The 16,494-nt window shown below is 41.5% G+C and carries 14 protein-coding genes and 1 pseudogene; 7 read left to right on the forward strand and 8 right to left on the reverse strand.

Features of this window, described 5'->3' with window-relative positions; translation table 11 throughout:
• Positions 1-45: 45 nt before the first annotated feature.
• The 4 genes from RMZ43_RS18925 (at position 46) to RMZ43_RS18940 (ending at position 4,406) form a co-directional block, all read left to right on the forward strand.
• Entirely contained in the window at positions 46-693 is a 648-nt protein-coding gene (locus RMZ43_RS18925; RefSeq protein WP_428850852.1) for a ribonuclease III domain-containing protein, read from the forward strand.
• A gap of 387 nt (positions 694-1,080) precedes the next feature.
• On the forward strand, positions 1,081-3,486 hold the full coding sequence (locus tag RMZ43_RS18930; RefSeq protein ID WP_322655937.1) for an exonuclease domain-containing protein: 2,406 nt from the start codon (positions 1,081-1,083) through the stop codon (positions 3,484-3,486).
• A gap of 30 nt (positions 3,487-3,516) precedes the next feature.
• The gene (locus RMZ43_RS18935) at positions 3,517-3,819 is read left to right on the forward strand and encodes a DUF262 domain-containing protein (protein WP_322655936.1); all 303 of its coding nucleotides are present in this window, start codon (positions 3,517-3,519) and stop codon (positions 3,817-3,819) included.
• Positions 3,820-4,118: 299 nt separating this feature from the next.
• Positions 4,119-4,406 (forward strand): hypothetical protein, encoded by a 288-nt coding sequence (locus RMZ43_RS18940; RefSeq protein WP_322655935.1) that lies wholly within the window; start codon positions 4,119-4,121, stop codon positions 4,404-4,406.
• Positions 4,407-4,779: 373 nt separating this feature from the next.
• On the opposite strand, the gene RMZ43_RS18945 is transcribed toward RMZ43_RS18940, so the two are convergent.
• From RMZ43_RS18945 to RMZ43_RS18960, 4 genes are all read right to left on the reverse strand, one after another.
• Positions 4,780-5,490, reverse strand: a complete 711-nt coding sequence (locus RMZ43_RS18945; RefSeq protein ID WP_322655934.1) for an HAD family hydrolase — start codon at positions 5,488-5,490, stop codon at positions 4,780-4,782.
• Between the two features lies 1 nt (position 5,491).
• A complete protein-coding gene (locus RMZ43_RS18950; protein ID WP_322655933.1) occupies positions 5,492-6,949 on the reverse strand; it encodes a prenyltransferase/squalene oxidase repeat-containing protein in 1,458 nt (485 codons plus the stop codon).
• Positions 6,950-7,507: 558 nt separating this feature from the next.
• On the reverse strand, positions 7,508-8,017 hold the full coding sequence (locus tag RMZ43_RS18955) for a thiol-disulfide oxidoreductase DCC family protein (RefSeq protein ID WP_322655932.1): 510 nt from the start codon (positions 8,015-8,017) through the stop codon (positions 7,508-7,510).
• 19 nt (positions 8,018-8,036) lie between these two features.
• Positions 8,037-8,276, reverse strand: coding sequence for a thermonuclease family protein (locus RMZ43_RS18960; RefSeq protein WP_322655931.1), 240 nt, complete (start codon positions 8,274-8,276; stop codon positions 8,037-8,039).
• Positions 8,277-8,291: 15 nt separating this feature from the next.
• On the opposite strand from RMZ43_RS18960, the gene RMZ43_RS18965 reads away from it, so the two are divergent.
• The gene (locus RMZ43_RS18965) at positions 8,292-8,480 is read left to right on the forward strand and encodes a hypothetical protein (RefSeq protein ID WP_322655930.1); all 189 of its coding nucleotides are present in this window, start codon (positions 8,292-8,294) and stop codon (positions 8,478-8,480) included.
• Positions 8,481-8,598: 118 nt separating this feature from the next.
• Here RMZ43_RS18965 and RMZ43_RS18970 read toward each other — a convergent pair whose 3' ends face one another.
• Complete coding sequence (locus tag RMZ43_RS18970) at positions 8,599-8,742, reverse strand: hypothetical protein (protein WP_322655929.1); 144 nt, start codon at positions 8,740-8,742, stop codon at positions 8,599-8,601.
• Between the two features lie 182 nt (positions 8,743-8,924).
• Positions 8,925-10,475, reverse strand: coding sequence for a deoxyribodipyrimidine photo-lyase (locus tag RMZ43_RS18975; protein ID WP_322655928.1), 1,551 nt, complete (start codon positions 10,473-10,475; stop codon positions 8,925-8,927).
• 353 nt (positions 10,476-10,828) lie between these two features.
• Between RMZ43_RS18975 and ftsH the strand changes: the two genes are divergently transcribed.
• Together ftsH and RMZ43_RS18985 are read left to right on the forward strand one after the other, a co-directional pair.
• The gene (ftsH, locus tag RMZ43_RS18980; RefSeq protein WP_416212471.1) at positions 10,829-12,622 is read left to right on the forward strand and encodes an ATP-dependent zinc metalloprotease FtsH; all 1,794 of its coding nucleotides are present in this window, start codon (positions 10,829-10,831) and stop codon (positions 12,620-12,622) included.
• A 399-nt stretch (positions 12,623-13,021) separates the two neighbouring features.
• A pseudogene (locus RMZ43_RS18985) lies at positions 13,022-14,614 on the forward strand (alkaline phosphatase D family protein).
• Positions 14,615-14,836: 222 nt separating this feature from the next.
• Here RMZ43_RS18985 and RMZ43_RS18990 read toward each other — a convergent pair.
• Both RMZ43_RS18990 and RMZ43_RS18995 read right to left on the reverse strand, forming a co-directional pair.
• A complete protein-coding gene (locus tag RMZ43_RS18990; protein WP_322655926.1) occupies positions 14,837-15,487 on the reverse strand; it encodes a hypothetical protein in 651 nt (216 codons plus the stop codon).
• Positions 15,488-15,767: 280 nt separating this feature from the next.
• The gene (locus RMZ43_RS18995; protein WP_322655925.1) at positions 15,768-16,058 is read right to left on the reverse strand and encodes an HNH endonuclease; all 291 of its coding nucleotides are present in this window, start codon (positions 16,056-16,058) and stop codon (positions 15,768-15,770) included.
• Between the last annotated feature and the right edge of the window lie 436 nt (positions 16,059-16,494).

The following is a 16,494-nucleotide window of genomic DNA, read 5'->3' on the forward strand; positions in this document are numbered from 1 at the left end:
TTTTACTACTTTTTAACTAAAAATCATCATATTAATTATTAAATCGTGACACAATTGTATAAACCAGAACAGCAAAGACAACAGCAAATTCAAGCTATTTTGAAAGGAATTGGTATAAGTGAATTTCAGGCAACAGAAGCGCTAGAAATTGCTTTAAGACACCCATCATTTATCTATGAATCAAATGTAGATAGGCAGACAAAAGATTTACAAGAGAAAGCTTACAGACGGCTAGCTCATTTAGGAGATGCAATTCTTAGTGCTATTGTTACTGACTATTTATATGAAAAATTTCCTGAATCTACAAAAGGTGAACTTACTGAGGCTAAACAATCACTTGTAGATAAAGCTAAATTGTCAGAATTTGCTATTGAGTTAAATTTACCAGAGTTCTGCCTATTAGGAAAAAGTCTAAAAGGAAAACCTTTAAATGAGCAAGAGAGACTTTTTTCAGAAATGTTTGAGGCTGTATTTGGTGCAGTTTATTTAGGGTTTAAGCGTGATTTTTCTCAAGCTAGCTCTTGGCTAATTAAGCGCTTTTTAGCAGATGCTTTAGACGAAATTCTTAATAATGAAGAAGACGATGAGGAGAATTTTGAGGATATGAGTCTTGATACCAGAGATTACTTAGACATGATTGGTTTGGAAAATTTTCCTGACTATGGATGGGCCCCTGGTGATGATGATGATTAAAGCGATCACCCCACACAAACCAAGCAAGGAAATCTACCAAACAACAATGACCCATTCCTAATTCCAAGGCAATCCCAAGTACTACCGCATCATAGACAACATCTGCGACTTTGAGCAGATGCCGTGGTTGGCAACACGCTATGCCAAAGATATGGTTCCTAGTGATGGGGTACTGAGAAAGGAAATCTAGAGATAAGGCGGGGATATATGCGATCGCTGTGGAAAATTTTCATCACATCAATACTGACTGCGACCATTGAAAGACATTGATACTTGTCAGGTTATCTACTGATATTTTCCGATCTTACTTATTTAAGTGATACAAATTATACCCATTTTAAAATACCTGTGTTAATTTTGCTATAGCTTACTCGTAGTCAAGGTTATATGGACTTTGTAGTTTTAGATACTGAGGGGAAACCGGAATTAAGTGAATTGGCGATAGTGGATAGTCAGGGACGGTTGATTTATGAAGGGTTTTCTAGTGATTATCCCAATCACAACAAGAATCTGCCTAACCTTAAAAGTCTCAAAACTCTGCTTACAGAGTTTCTGTCCCTTGTCCAAGGAAAGAAAATAGTCTGCCACTATGCCTTGCATGATATTGAGATACTTCAGTCCAGTTTTCGCCGAGTTGGTCTTTTTTGCCCCAAACTAGAATACGAGTGTACTTGGGAAAAAGCAAAAAGTGTTTGGCCAGAGCTAGAAAGCTATTCCCTAGAACACCTGAGTAAGCATTTTAATTTGCAGGTAAATAACCGCTACTTTGTTCGAGATATGGCTCATGCTGCTCGGTATGATGCCCAGTTTACTTACCAGCTTTATCGTCAGATGATGATTGAGCAATTAAAACAAAAGCCTAATCCATTTAGTGCTAGTCGGGTTGATACTCCGTTTCAGACTCACCCTGATTATTTTGCCACTTATCGCCAAGAATATCTTACTCTTGAGTCAATTTTGGCTGACATCAAACTAGATTCCAATCGCCAGAGTAAAGGAGTCGTAGTTATTGGAGAGCCGGGGACTGGTAAAACTCACTTGATGATGAGACTAGCCAATGAGCGACTAGCCAATAATCGACTGTTATTTATCCGTCAACCGAACCATCCCAAAGCAGTGCTGCATCACATCTACAGCCGCATTTTGGAGTCCCTGGTACAGTCGGTTGGTTCTGCTACTCAATTAGACTACCTGATTATCAATAGCTTTTATAAAATTCTCAGTTTCCGAGTTACATCTCAGAAAGACCAAGAAATTATTAAAGCTCTACAAGATAAAAATTTAGATGCGCTTGGAGCCGAAGGAACTGGGCGCAGACGAGATTACTGGCAACACATTGAAAAACGAATCAACGAGTGGTGGGCGGGTCATTATTCTTCTGGAGGTTTTGCTCTTGCAATCCTCAAGGGAATTGTTAAGTATTGTAGTTATACTGACCCACGACGCAAAGATATCGCTACTCGTTGGTTAGCTGCCAATATCTTATCTAAAGAAGAGGCAGAATTAGTTGGTTTGCCAAATTGGGGAGAAGACCTCAGCCAAGAAGCCTTTTCTTTGGAAGCAATTTCAGTTTTGGCTAAACTATCTATCTTGGATGAACCCTTAATTATCGTCTTCGATCAGCTAGAAGGATTGGGGCTGTCACATAACCGAGAAATCTTGTTGAATTTTGGGGAAGCCATCAAAGAAATTTTTACTCACGTTCCTAACAGTTTAATTATTCTCAATATGTTCCCCGATCGATGGGAACAGTTTCAAGCTAGCTTTGATAACTCAATTATTGGTCGAGTCTCTCAGTACCAGATTTATCTACGTCAGCCAGATGAAACAGAACTTGAAGCGATTCTGCGGGTGAAGCTTCAGGCGCTTGATATTCCTTTAGAACTATTATTTAGCTCTAAGGATTTGGAAGATATTCTTGGACAAAAGCCAATTAGAGGGGTATTAAACCGAGCAGCAGACTATTATAACTACAGGGTTCGTCAAATTCCTCTAGCATCTGTCAAAGAAAACCTGCATAAGCTTGATAGTAAAGAACAACTAGAGCAACAGCTAAGAATTGTACAGCAGCAACAGCAAAAACTAACCGAAGCATTTCTAGATTTGGTTCAAGCGATACAGGAACCAGGGTCGTCAGTTGATTTAACAAAATTGCGTCAGCAGTTTCTTCCTGAACCTCCTAAGCTTCAACTACATACCTCAGATAACATTATTGAGTATTTAACTCGAAAGAAGGCTGAACTTGAACACCAGTATAGTAACCTTCCGATCATTTCTGATTATGATGACATGGGTAAACTCAAAACTATTGCTGAAGCTTTTAATCATATAAAGCCAATTAGACTAACTCAATATCGTTTGGGAAAGCGAGTTTTACCAGAACATCTTGTGGTTGAGACTGGTAATAAAAATTATGTAATGGGGTTTCTGCAAGTTGACCCAAGTACTTCGTCTTTTACTAGCCGAATCACTAATTTCAATGAGTTAGTAAGCCTGCATCCCCATGACCGTTTTGGTTTATTTCGAGATGAGCGATTAACTGAAGTCAAGGGTAAAGTAGGAAGAGAGAGAATAACTCAACTGAATAATTCCCTGAATGGAAAGTTTAAGCCGTTCGCCAAAGACGACAGAATTGCTTTGGATTTGACCTATCAGACAATTATTGACATTCAAAATAGGGATTTAGATGTTGATTTGGAATCAGTTTTAAAAGTATTTATCACTTATAAAGAATGGCATCACTGGCTATTCAGTATGTTTGATCTGGGTAAATCTTTTGCAAAAGCAGCATAAGTATTATAAGTTGTCTAGAAAAAATAAATTATGAATATTACAACTATCCTTCACCAAATCGATCTCGACAACATTGCACTCCCAGAGTTCCAACGTGGTTACGTATGGAATCGTGACCAAGTGCGTGGGTTAATGAATTCGCTGTATCGCAGACATCCTGTTGGTAGCTTATTAGTCTGGGAAACTAAAACCGAACAAGCAATTGACCATGCTCGTGGCGATGGTAAACTTTCCACAGGCACAGTTAAACTGCTGCTAGATGGGCAGCAGCGCATCACCTCCTTCTATGGAATTGTGCGGGGTAGACCCAGGGTGGCTGCAACGAAACTTTAATTCTTTCCAAGATGCAAAAGATAACTTTGGTATTGCAGCCGAAAGTTGGCAGAAACTAGCAGACAAGTTAAATGAGCAAAACTCAAAAGTTTCTTAGTGGAGAATCTTAAGAGTTATAGCCAATTTCACCAACATCTATAAAGTTTTATCATTTGGCTTCATACAAAAATTGCAAACCAAAGGGTTTATAACTTATTAGAAAAATGCAGTATTAGCTTAACTCACTAAATCAAACAAGCAAATCTATTAAAAGATAGCAATATGTTCATTCCCATTAAACGCCAGCAACCTCAATCAAGATGAAAGTATTACCCGACGATAGCTTTACGATTTTGACACCTGATGCCCTGCCTATAGTTCTGCAACGGCTGAATGCACAAGTTGAACCGACAAAAGCATTTAGATTCTCTAAAAAACACCTCCTTTATCAAGGAACCATTTCGGAATCAGGGTTTCAAATCAGTCGCATAATTCACTACCGGAACTCGTTTTTACCAGTGATTCGAGGACGCTTTGAAGTAGAATCTCACCAAACCTTGATTCATGTACAAATGAGGATACATCCTTTTGTAATTACTTGTCATTAATTCTGAGTCAAGTCGCTTCTCGAAATTCAAAATTAAAGACAATTAGTATTAGCTTTGAACTCACCACCCTTTTGTTGACCGCCAAATCAGAGATTGTGGCGGGGGCTTGAACGAACGAATTAATTCAAAATTATTTTTATTCTTCCTAACAGAATTTTGAATTTTGCATTTTGAATTTCATTAAAGGTGATAGCTCTCCTGCTGGTACGACGAAAGTCTTTTCCGGCTTGGATTACCACCGAATGAATTAACCGCTTTACCGCTTTTGATAAATCCATTCACGCCCAGCTTTTGCTGCTGCTTCAGCACTAAAGTAAATCGGATGCTCAAGAAACACCATGTAATCGGGGCTATTTTGGACAACGCTTTAGTTTTAAAAGTTTCCTAACTTCATGATATGTTTGACAACATCATTGCGGTCGGTAACAAGCCAACCTTTCTCTTGGGCAATCAACATTAATGATGGATGAGGTTCAAACACTACAGGTTTACCGACGATCTCAAGCAATGCTGTGTCAGTTATTGAATCACCTATAGCGAGGGATTCCTCCAGATTTACCTTCCAATCCTTAACCATCTGTAAAAAAATAGAATACTTCTTACCGAGTTCTCCTGAGCTGAGATTGACTTTTCCAGTGTACTTACCTTGGTGAGTTGCGAAAATAGAGCCTTGGTATTTTGAAATCCCAAACTCTTGAGCTAGGCAACAAACGATTTCATTTGGACTGCCTGAAATTAATACAAGGGAGTATCCTTGGCTATTGAGAATATCGATAAGTTTCGGAACGAAAGGGAACAGTTTGGTTCGTTCTTGCTGCCATACTTGCCTAGCTGTACGCTGGATTACAGTTTGTGAGATACCTGCAATAGCCTCTGCAAAGAGACTATAAGCGTTAATGGCCATAGTTTGGAAATCAATTTCATTGAGGCGATATTTTTCAATGACTTTAAAAATATCCTCGATCTTAGAGCGATTACCAATACCATTTGCTGTCAATGCTTGTAGTAACTGAAGCCCTAAAGCCCCAGGGTAGAGAGTTCCGTCAATATCTAGGGCAGCAACTTTTATATCGTTCCTTTGCATATTACTCTGTAATAACGGCAGCCATGTACTTAAGAGCTATTAGAGCGAAGATGCTAGTGAGAATAGGAACATCATAAGGGATAGGACGGGGAGCTGCTTGATCTGGAATGGAGATAAATTTCCCTTGTTTATCCTGCTGTAGAATTAGGTAGCCTGCACCTCGCCTTAATGTTTCAGTATCACCAAGAGTGCTGAGGGCAATAAGGGTATAAGAGGTGCTGATAACGTCGCTCGCCTCACCTAATTGATGACCCCAACCGCCATCGCTGTTTTGAGAGCGAAGCAGGTAGTTTAGTGCTTTAGCTTCTGCTGTATAAATGCTCTCTAAAAGCTGGGGTGACTGAATAACTTTACAGCTACGTATTGCTAACACTGAACGGAAGATCGCCTGTGCCTCGCTCAGACTCCAGCTCCTTTCAAAAGAACCGTCGAGTTTTTGTTGGCTAGTAATATAGCGCAGTCCCAACTCAAAGACATTTGTATAATCAGCAGCCCAAGGAGCCAACGCGTTAAGTGCTGCGGCTGTCATGGTAATTTCAGAGGGATTACCACGCACAAAAGTGGGGAAGCCACCATCTTCATTTTGAATAGCCAGAAGATACGCCTGTGCTTTTGAAATGTATTCTTTGTATTTGTTAGGCTCAACTGCCTGTAAAAACTCTACACAAAAAGAAGTATCATCTACGTCAGTCTGACGTGTACCCTCCGCATACGACCATCCGCCATCTGATTGCTGTTGTCCGGCTATGTACTGTGCCATTTGTAAGAGAGTCTCAATCTCAACTCCTGTATCTATTAACGCTATTCCATTTGTGGCTGTGCAGAAAATCTCAAAACTAGCAATAAAAGGGAAACCGCCATCTGAGTTTTGACAACTAAGCAAATTGTTAATTCCCTTTAAGATGACATGATGGTGTTCTGGAAATTTCTGAAGTGCCAATAATATGATAATGTTGCACAGAACATGTTTTTCCCAGATGGACTCATTGTTCTGTGTTGCCAGTAGAAATTCAACGTCATCACGGTTGACCCATTGGGGCTGGTTTAAACCAAAAGCATATAAAACTTTGAGAGCGCATATTTCAGCTGCAACCCAATTTTGATAACCAAGATCATAGAAATGTTCTATCTGATATTGACCATCGTATGGTATTACCTGTAATTCCGCGAGGATTGCACTGAATAGCATACGCTTACGGCTTGTTGTAAAATGCTCAAAGCCTCTCAGATAATATTCCACAACTTGTGCATCTTCAGATGTATTTTTACCTAATGCTCCAAGAATTAAAGCCTTGTTGAACTTGTTATTCTGCTCTTTGCCAAGTTCAGCACTCAAGTACTGAATGAGTTGATACTGAGAATTTGGATATATTTGTTGGATCTTGAGCAAGTAGAACATCAACGAGGATTCAAGTACACGGCTTTTGCAACCATCTCGAACAGATCCGTCTGTCTTCACTTGCTCTCTTAAATAGTGCGTAAGTTTATTTTGGCAATTTATGAGTTGGTGGTGGTGCATAGTAATAGACTTATCCGCAAAAGATAAATGCTTACTGTGGATGGGTTTGAGCAATTCAGATTGAATAGGCGATTGCTATCTTACTCTACGATAAAATAGGAGTTTAGCGACATTCTGAGGCAAAAAGCCCTGAACGTCCAAGTTTACGTTTTTCTGTAATGACCATGAGTTTTCTCTCAAAACAGTTTTAGAATTACTTATGCCAACGATGGCTAATTCAAATTAAAAATACAGTATGCTATTAAAGCTACGATAAACCTATCGGCAAACCGGGTTTTAAAATCCAAACGCAGATTATCATGGAAAATCATCCAAAATCAAGTCTTATTATCAGCGATAAGCTACGCTATTGACATAGACGATTGAGCATAAGCGCAGTGCTGGAAGCGATCGCACCCAATAATTGTTAACAAGTTTTAGTTCTGGGGGAAAGTATGGGAGAAGCGATCGCCCTAATTCAAGCGAACGCGAGTAGCGTCTGGTAGAGAGGAAAACCCCTTAGTCATCTTCATCCATTAAGCGACAACGGCTTTGGGTCTTGCAAGCTTGCCCTGAAGAACGCTCTCGTACAATAGTCGCTAAATCTGGTCGTCCTGTTAGAAAAAGTCGCCAATCAGCCCAAATCCCATATAGGAAGTCGGCAATAGCACCGATAACTGGTAAGGAAGTTGCAGCATAGACCCAACCCATCCCCAGAATTTCGTAAATGCGACGGAAAACCTCAACATCTTTAACTAACGTTCCGTCTGACAACACAGCATGAATACGCCCCATTGCAGTTTCATAGTCAACACCGCCATCTGCTTGGGGATTGTAGTCATCAGCTGCAATATCTACAAACGCCACCAGCCCTCGACCCGCATCCCGCTTCTTCAAAAAGTTAACCTCACGCAGACACAAGGGACATTGACCGTCATACAGCAGTTTGATTTTCCACGACGGCAGAGTGGATAAAGGCTGGTCTAGAGAGTTGTTACAACCGTAAGATTGGATTTGTGGTGAGGACATTTCGGGATCTTAACTAAGTTTATTTCCTTACATCAAGCGTAACGCCTCTCTTCATTAATAAATAATGCCTAATATGAATTACAAACGTCTCTTCGTCTTGTATATTTTTGAAAATTGCTACTGGAACGATCATCAGTTGGTTATGGGCAGTCGCGATTAGCTTGAGTAGTTTCTGTTTTGCTTCATTGGCCAGTGGTTGTCCTGGGGTTTTACCCTGTTTCAGTTCCGGGGCATCGATGCCACAAAGCTCGACTGACATTTGGCTGCCATCAGTTTGACGAACTGTGATGCTGTCCCCATCTGCTACTTGGGTAGCGATCCATTCTTCGGTAAGCGCGATGGATGGCTGCTTAGTTCTTTGGAAAATCGAGATAGCGCTGATGGTAGCTCCAGCGATCGCAGTTCAGATTATGCTGGTTCTCCACGATGGCTTGATGTTGCTCCCTCTATTGTTGCAATATAAGAAATCACAATTCTTTTTCGCACTGAACATTTCTTAGCGATTTTTTTTCAAGTTATGTAAACAGTTGAACATTATTACAATCTCTACATTTACGCGCCCGTAGCTTTTCGCCTTCCCCTCACCCAGCCCCATCAGCACGGAAATACACCCACTGACTTACTGATTCTCCAACGGTACGACCCCAAACAAAATTTTGTGAGCCGCAGATAGGACATGGCGTTTCTTGTGGGCTAAGGTTTTCGTGATTCGGTTGGTTGTTCATGAGCTTCCCTCGATAATTTCTGAGTGTAATCTTCAGCAGCTATTGGGCGAGAGTGCGATCGCTATCATTTGAGATTGAATTACCTGATTGATAATTTTATTTCCAACAATCATCACCGTAAAAGACTTTCTGTTATCCGTTGGGTAAAAATCTCGCGCACCATCCGTAATCTAGATAATGCTTCACTCTTGTGTCAGGGAAAGCTTTTGTTGATATTCTCTATACTCTCTGTCTTTATGCTGCCAGTATTTCTCAACTGTTATTTTAGCAGCGTTCGCGTTGTTGTATTCATCTCCACCCTGGCTTAACAATCGCTGTTTGGTTTGCTTTCGTAAGTCAGAAACAACTTTTCCATTAACTTTACGCGTCTTTGACCAATCTAAAATCGCTCTAGGATAGCTACTAGTATCAATATATTTCTCCTGCTGAATTTCTGGTAAACTGTAGCTCCGTAGTTCCGGTATCCAGTGGTAAATAAAGTCTCCTTGAGGGTCTTTTTCAGCAATATTTTTCGACGGATTATAGATGCGAAAAGTATCACTAAGTGGATTAGTTACACCAGCTTGCATCTGCCATTGCCAATTATTAATTGCTAAATCTCCATCTACTAAATAATTCATGTAGTGTTTAGCTCCGTGATGCCAGGAAATCCCACAGTTAATAGTTAGGAATGTGGCACACATTGCCCGCATCCGAAAATTCATCCAACCCATTGTTTTGAGTTGTCGCATACTGGCATCAACCAATGGAAAACCTGTCATTCCTTGTTGCCACGCCTGAAATAATTCTTGTTTTGCTCCTGACAATGTTTCTGGTGTATATAGTTGATCAAACTCCCTGTAACGATTAGTGTAAGCAATTTCTGGATGAGAATAGAGTCGCTGCGTAAAACTATCATGCCAGCGCAAACGGTCTCGAAATGCTTTGAGGGAGAATTCTGCTTTGGGTTGAGTTTTTAATTCTTCTGCTAAGGCTTTAGTGCTTTGGTAAATAATGCGAGTTGAAATAGTCCCAAAAGTTAAGTGTGGTGATAAATGAGATGTTGCCCCAAGCTGTGAAAGCATTGGGCGAGAAAGTTTCCAATGGTAGCCAGAGTATCTTTTTTTGAGAAAAGAGTTTAGTTTAGCTTGTGCTTGTGTTTCGCCCCCTGGAAAATAAACTTTCTCTACTGCCCAAAAGCTTCGGTATTTCTGTTTAATTTCTTCAAATGTTAACTGTGCTAGATTGAGTGTGATTTGAGGTGTATTAATAGTTGCTGGTGTTTTATGCTGGGATTGTCTTTGATAGGTATAGTATTCGTTAAACCACTCGTCACGTTGCTCTGCTGATTGCAGAAAGTTGTTTAGTCCAATATGGTAATCAAGGTTTAACTGCTTATAGAAATCAACTATAGTTTTATCCCGGCTGATACCATACTCTACTTGCACATCACGGTTAAAGAAAAGTTTGGGTTTATATCTCTGCTCGATTAACTGCTTTGTTAAGCCTTGTACTATGTATGTAGAATTACCTTCAACTAAGTACAGTTGGCTACCTAACTTTTGCAGATTTGAGTTAAGGTTTTCCAAGGACTCAAACAAGAATCGGACTCTAGCAGTCCCGACATCAGCCCAGGTATAAAACCAAGGGTCAATGATGAAGAATGGTATTACTGCTGCATCGTTAGCAGCTGCTAGCGTGACAATTTCATTATCAGTTAAATGTAAATCCCGACGAAACCACAAAAGGTGCATAGTTTAACTTAGCATAGTATATAATACGTTTGTACCAAAAATATCTTTTGCTGTCGAAGTTGAGTATCCGCAGCCAAGTCTAATTTTTAGTAATTCTACTGAGTTTCGGAAATAGGTAGTTGAAGCCACGATGTAATTGCCCCTCATGTGCTGGTTATCATAGACCCGTGTATCAGAATATTTTTTTCTATCATTTCTTTTAAAAAGTCAAATAAACCCACAATTGCGAACTCATTCGGAAAACCCTAAAAAGAGTGTAGTAATCCCATCTGTTGACTTGAAAACAGTTGCAGGAGAATCAAGATAGTAAGAAGTCTGAATGTGTGCAAGGAGTCTATATCTCCGGCTTCTTAATGTTCCCTTTGCTCCCACTAGGAATCGGTTCTATGAAGACCCAAACCAGTTCACAATCGACCTACAGCAAGTTTATTGAGCAGGTCAAATCTGAAGAGGTGCAACAGGTTACAATTAAGCCAGATCGCATTGAATATATCCTCAAACCAGAATTTGGGAGCCAACGCTACTATACCGATCCCTCTGGACAAAAAGGGGATATAACAAGCTTGTTGCAAAGCCATAATGTAGAAATTATTACCCTTAACGATAGCTCTGCCAACACCGCAGGCATTATTGGCTTACTTCTTTCTAGTGGGATACTGGTTGGTGCGTTTGCATGGCTTTTGAAATTTAGCAATGCGGGTGGTGGTGTAGGCATTGGCATGAAGATGGGTAAAAGTAATGCGCGGGTCTACAATCGGGGAAAAATAGGTACGACCTTTTTAGATGTAGCAGGTGCAGATGAAGCCAAGCGGGAACTTCAAGAGGTTGTTGACTTCCTGTCTAATGGCGAAAAGTACCGCAAGATTGGTGCGAAAATCCCCAAGGGTATACTCTTGGTCGGATCTCCTGGAACGGGTAAGACCCTTTTGGCAAAGGCCGTTGCTGGCGAGGCCGGGGTTCCTTTCCTGAGTATGTCCGGTTCAGAATTTGTTGAAGTCTTCGTCGGTGTAGGTGCATCAAGAGTACGTGATTTGTTTAACCAAGCCAAGCGCCAAGCCCCGTGCATTATTTTTATTGATGAACTAGACGCCATCGGTAAGACTCGCGGCAATAATGTAGTCGGTGGCAATGATGAACGGGAACAAACTTTGAATCAATTGCTCACAGAGATGGATGGTTTTGATGGCAATAATGGCGTAATCGTGATTGCAGCCACCAACCGTCCTGAAATCCTTGATCCGGCCCTGATTCGCCCTGGTCGCTTTGATCGGCAAGTTTTGGTAGATCGTCCCGATAAGAGCGGTAGATTAGAAATCTTGCTGGTGCATACCCGTTCGGTAATTCTCAGCGAAGACGTGAATCTAGAGGTAATTGCCGCCCAAACCCCTGGCTTTGTTGGTGCAGATTTAGCCAATCTTGTTAATGAAGCAGCGCTGATGGCGGCTCGCAACAATCACCAAGCGGTTCTCATGGCAGATTTTAAGGAGGCGATCGAACGGGTAATTGCAGGGTTAGAAAAGCGTTCGCGCATTCTCACTCCTCAAGAACGGCAAACCGTAGCATATCATGAGGTTGGACATTCTCTTGTTGGCGCACTCATGCCTGGTGGTAGCAAGGTTTCCAAAATTTCTATTGTGCCTCGTGGAGTGGGAGCGTTGGGTTATACTCTGCAAATGCCAGAGGAAGATCGCTTCTTGCTGCTAGAAGATGAATTGCGTGGACAACTTGCAACCTTGCTTGGTGGACGAGCGGCTGAGGAAACTATTTTGGGCAAAGTCTCTAGCGGAGCTAGTGACGACATTCAAAAAGCGACAGATTTAGCCGAGCGTGCGGTCACGCAATATGGCATGAGTAATACCCTTGGCCCGATTGCCTTTGAAAAGAACTCAGCCCAATTTTTACAAGGCAGCAGTTCTCGTCGGTCAATTAGTGCGGAAGTTGCGGTGGAGATTGATCGCCAAGTCAAACAAAACATTGATCTAGCACACGATATGGCCTTGAAGATTCTGGAACTCAACCGTGGCTTGCTAGAATCTACGACCCAAGCCTTGTTAGAGAAAGAGGTGTTAGAAGGCGATGAGTTGCAACGGATTTTGTCTCAAGTGCAAGCACCGATAAGTTTGAATAATTGGTTGATGAAGGGTTAGCATCCTCACTCACCAGATGTCAAAAACCTTTGCAAATCAATAGACTTATTGGCATTGTTTTGATCAAGGGAAAGAAATTGAATATTTCTTTACCCTTTAATCCCTCTTTTGTCACTCTGGGGAAATAAAAATTGGAGCTAAATGATGAAACCTAGATTTAGTGGGAAGATTAGCGATCGCAAGCTAATAGAAACCTTCAAACAAAGCTCTACAGTTAAAATCTTATCTGGGCAAGGGTTACAGATTATTCTCTGCCGAAAGTGACAAAAGAGGGATTAATTCAGATTAAACAATTTAAGGTTGTGTTGGAATAATCAACGCTTAACCTGATTGCAAAGAGGCATTAAAGTTGCGCTGTTACACTTTGCTGTGATTCAAACGCGACAATCAGGGGAGTATATGCAGAACTTCAACTTCGAGCGCTTGCTATCAAGTCGCTTGAGACGGCGACAAGTTTTGATTGGGACTGGAGCCTTAACTGGTTTTGCGATTGCCAATTAATGGTCTAACAAAGTTCTGGCTCAACCCCGATTCTCTAATTATCCTTTTAGTCTGGGTGTCGCTTCCGGTGAACCACTTCCAGATAATGTAGTGCTGTGGACACGTTTAGCACCCGATCCGCTCAATGGTGGTGGGATGCCACCATATAATGTTCCAGTGCAGTGGCAGATTGCTACCGATGAAAAGATGCAGCAAGTTGTCCACAGTGGCACACAGATGGCTACTCCAGAATTTGGACACTCTGTTCATGTAGAAGTGCAAGGATTACAACCTGCCCGTTGGTATTGGTATCAATTTAGGGTAGGTAATGAAGTCAGTCCTATTGGACGAACTCGTACTGCTCCTAACCCGCGAGATCGCGTTAATCGCTTCCGTTTTGCCTTCGCTTCCTGTCAAAACTGGCAAAGTGGTTATTATGCCGCCTACAAAAATATGGCTCAAGAGGATTTAGACCTAGTGGTTCATCTGGGTGATTATATTTATGAAGGCGCACCGAGTACAACTGCGCTACGCCCGCACAATGGCAATGGTGAACCATTTTCCTTACAGGAGTATCGTAACCGCCACGCTCTGTACAAGAGTGACCCAAACCTAAAAGCAACTCATGCTGCATTTCCTTGGTTAGTCACTTGGGACGACCACGAAGTTGATAATAACTGGGCCGACGAAATTCCTCAAGACCCCGAAGTACAATCACGCTCGGTGTTCCTTGCCCGCCGTGCTGCCGCTTTTCAGGCATACTACGAACACATGCCGCTCCGTCCCTCCTCAATCCCTAGAGGCATTGATATGCAGCTCTACCGACGATTGACTTTTGGTGATCTCGTTGAATTCAATGTCTTAGATACCCGCCAGTATCGTACCAATCAACCCTGTGGTGACGGACGTAAGCCGCGATGCGCTGAGGCTACTGACCCAACTGCCACAATGACTGGTTCCGAGCAAGAGCGGTGGCTGTTTGAAGGACTAGATCGCTCTAGCGCTCGCTGGAACGTCATTGCTCAACAGATTGTTATGGCTCAGTTTGACTACGATACCGGAGCGGGAGAAGTTTTCAACCTTGACCAGTGGGATGGTTATGTTGCCTCTCGCAACCGCATTCTGGGTTTCATCCAGCAACGCCGCCCATCGAACCCCGTAGTCATTAGTGGTGACTGGCATTCTAGCTGGGTTAATGACCTTAAGGCTAACTTCGACGACTCTAACTCACAAACAGTAGCGACTGAGTTTGTTGGTACTTCGATTAGTTCAAGCTGTCCTTGGACATTCGACGTAGAAGCAGCATTGCCACAGAACCCGTGGGTGAAATATTTCAATGGTAGACTGCGCGGTTATGTTCGCTGCGATCTCAACCGCGAACGCTGGCGTAGTGACTACCGACTGTTGCCTCAGTCTCAACCTACTGAAATTACAGTGTCCAATCCAAATGCATCTGTCATTACGGCGGCTTCCTTCGAGTTGCCAAATCAGGGAGTTGTAGCAAAAGTTTAGTAGGTATCAAGCCGAGATGTTTGTAATGTCCTGCAATATGAGTTTAAAAGGCTTGATTTTTTGTTGTAAATAGAGGCTTTTTTGACTCTGATGTAGCAAATTCTAAAAGGCAAACAGGATAAGGTTTTTCAGACCATCTTGTAGGAAATTACAAGGATTTCGGCTCAATGCCAACTAGATTACACGATTAAGGAGCTTTTTGCTTACGCTTTATAGCGATCGCTATAAAGTGGGCGTATTTCGTTGTCGGCGTAGCCAAAAAGCCACCCCCGTCATGCCTATAAGAGCCGACGCAGTGGTAGTGCTTGGCTCTGGAATGTTTTTTGAAAATACCTGAATGGTTCCATTGACTTTTGATTTGCCTGTGGTAGGAATATTTGGGTCTAGACTGATTTGATAAACTTCTCTAAGTGTTAGTGTGCCGACAGCGCCAAGAAATAAACCTTCGCCACTAGTAATAGTAAAAATATTAGTAGCAGTGCCTTTTGAGGAGAGGAAATCAATTACTCCAGTAGCTTTATTTGTGCCAAACAATTTATTACTGCCGTTACCAAACAACACTACCTCGCCTACTGGGAAGCCCTGCAAGCCAAATGTGGCGGCATCTGTGTTAAATCGGAACTCTCCAGTAGCAAAGTTAACTTGGCTGTATGTTAAACCGCTAACCTTCGTTAAATCATAAGGAGCATCAATACTTTGCCCTAAAATAGTTGTTGCTGAAACATCTGGCGTAATGGGTTTAGACGTGGAGAATACGTCATAAGTGGCATTGAATGTGTAAAGCTGTTGTGCGATCGCACTTTTTACATCTAACCCAAAACCAATAAAAGCCAATACCATTGTCACAAGCCATGTAGTGTATGAGCGATGCATAAAAACTTAGGTATTTAGCAGTGAAAAGCCTGAGTATAAGAATACAGCAATATTTAAATTCTCTTCACCCTACCCAAACGGCTGACCTCATCTCTGCCAGTTTTCTTTGTTAAATGAACTACGCCACTTCAAAATTAAACTCAATTCCAATTCCTGCCGTGCGCGTCTATCAACAGGCGTATCCCACCAGAAAGCGATGCTCACTTCTGGTTGAACGTTAACGGTTTCTAGTTTTTCTTTTAGATGACGGATACAACTAGTACAAACAACGCTTTATTGTTTATCGATGAACTGAAATTCGCTTACCTGGGTCTTGCTTTCTTACCCAAACTAAGAATTTTTGCATTTGCGGCTCATTTTTGAGCTTGTCTAGAGTGTTGAGTTCAAAGGCCAGCAGCTTATTATCAAATAAAGCGTGAATCTGGCGATGGCAGGCAGAACAAATATTTGCTGTTGGGCCTGAGTCTTGTTTTTTGCGTTTGGTATTTTGTCGTGGAACTAAGTGATGGACAGTTAAATGTTCCATCTCTCTTTGACACAGTTGGCATTGCTTGTGTTGATTATTTGACACCAGATGAGTGATAAAACCTTATCTAATATCATAGCGATTACTCAACTTAGGACTAATCGACTCAACATAAAACTGCCCTAGCTTTTGTCCAGAGCAGTTTTTGATAGAAGTAAGTTATGTAGGAGACTTATACTGTTGTCCCCGGTTAATGCATAGTAAATACCGTTATATAATACTATTCACCTCCTGTCTGAAACTTTACGCAAAAAACGAATAATCTTGAAATTGGCATTACAAAGTTTTAGAAGTAACGCCAAGGTATCCCAAATACTACCGAATTCATTGATGATATCTGCGACTTTGAGCTTCTTCCTTGGCAGTCCACAGAATATAGCTGCTGACGATGGGATGCTGATGAGAGGAAATCTAAGGAGAGAGCAAGAACGCAGTAGTAGCCGCGCATTATCAATTTTTGTATGTCACTAGATTTTTACTC

The sequence above is a fragment of the Nostoc sp. CmiVER01 genome (assembly GCF_034531135.2).
Taxonomy (GTDB): Bacteria; Cyanobacteriota; Cyanobacteriia; order Cyanobacteriales; family Nostocaceae; genus Nostoc.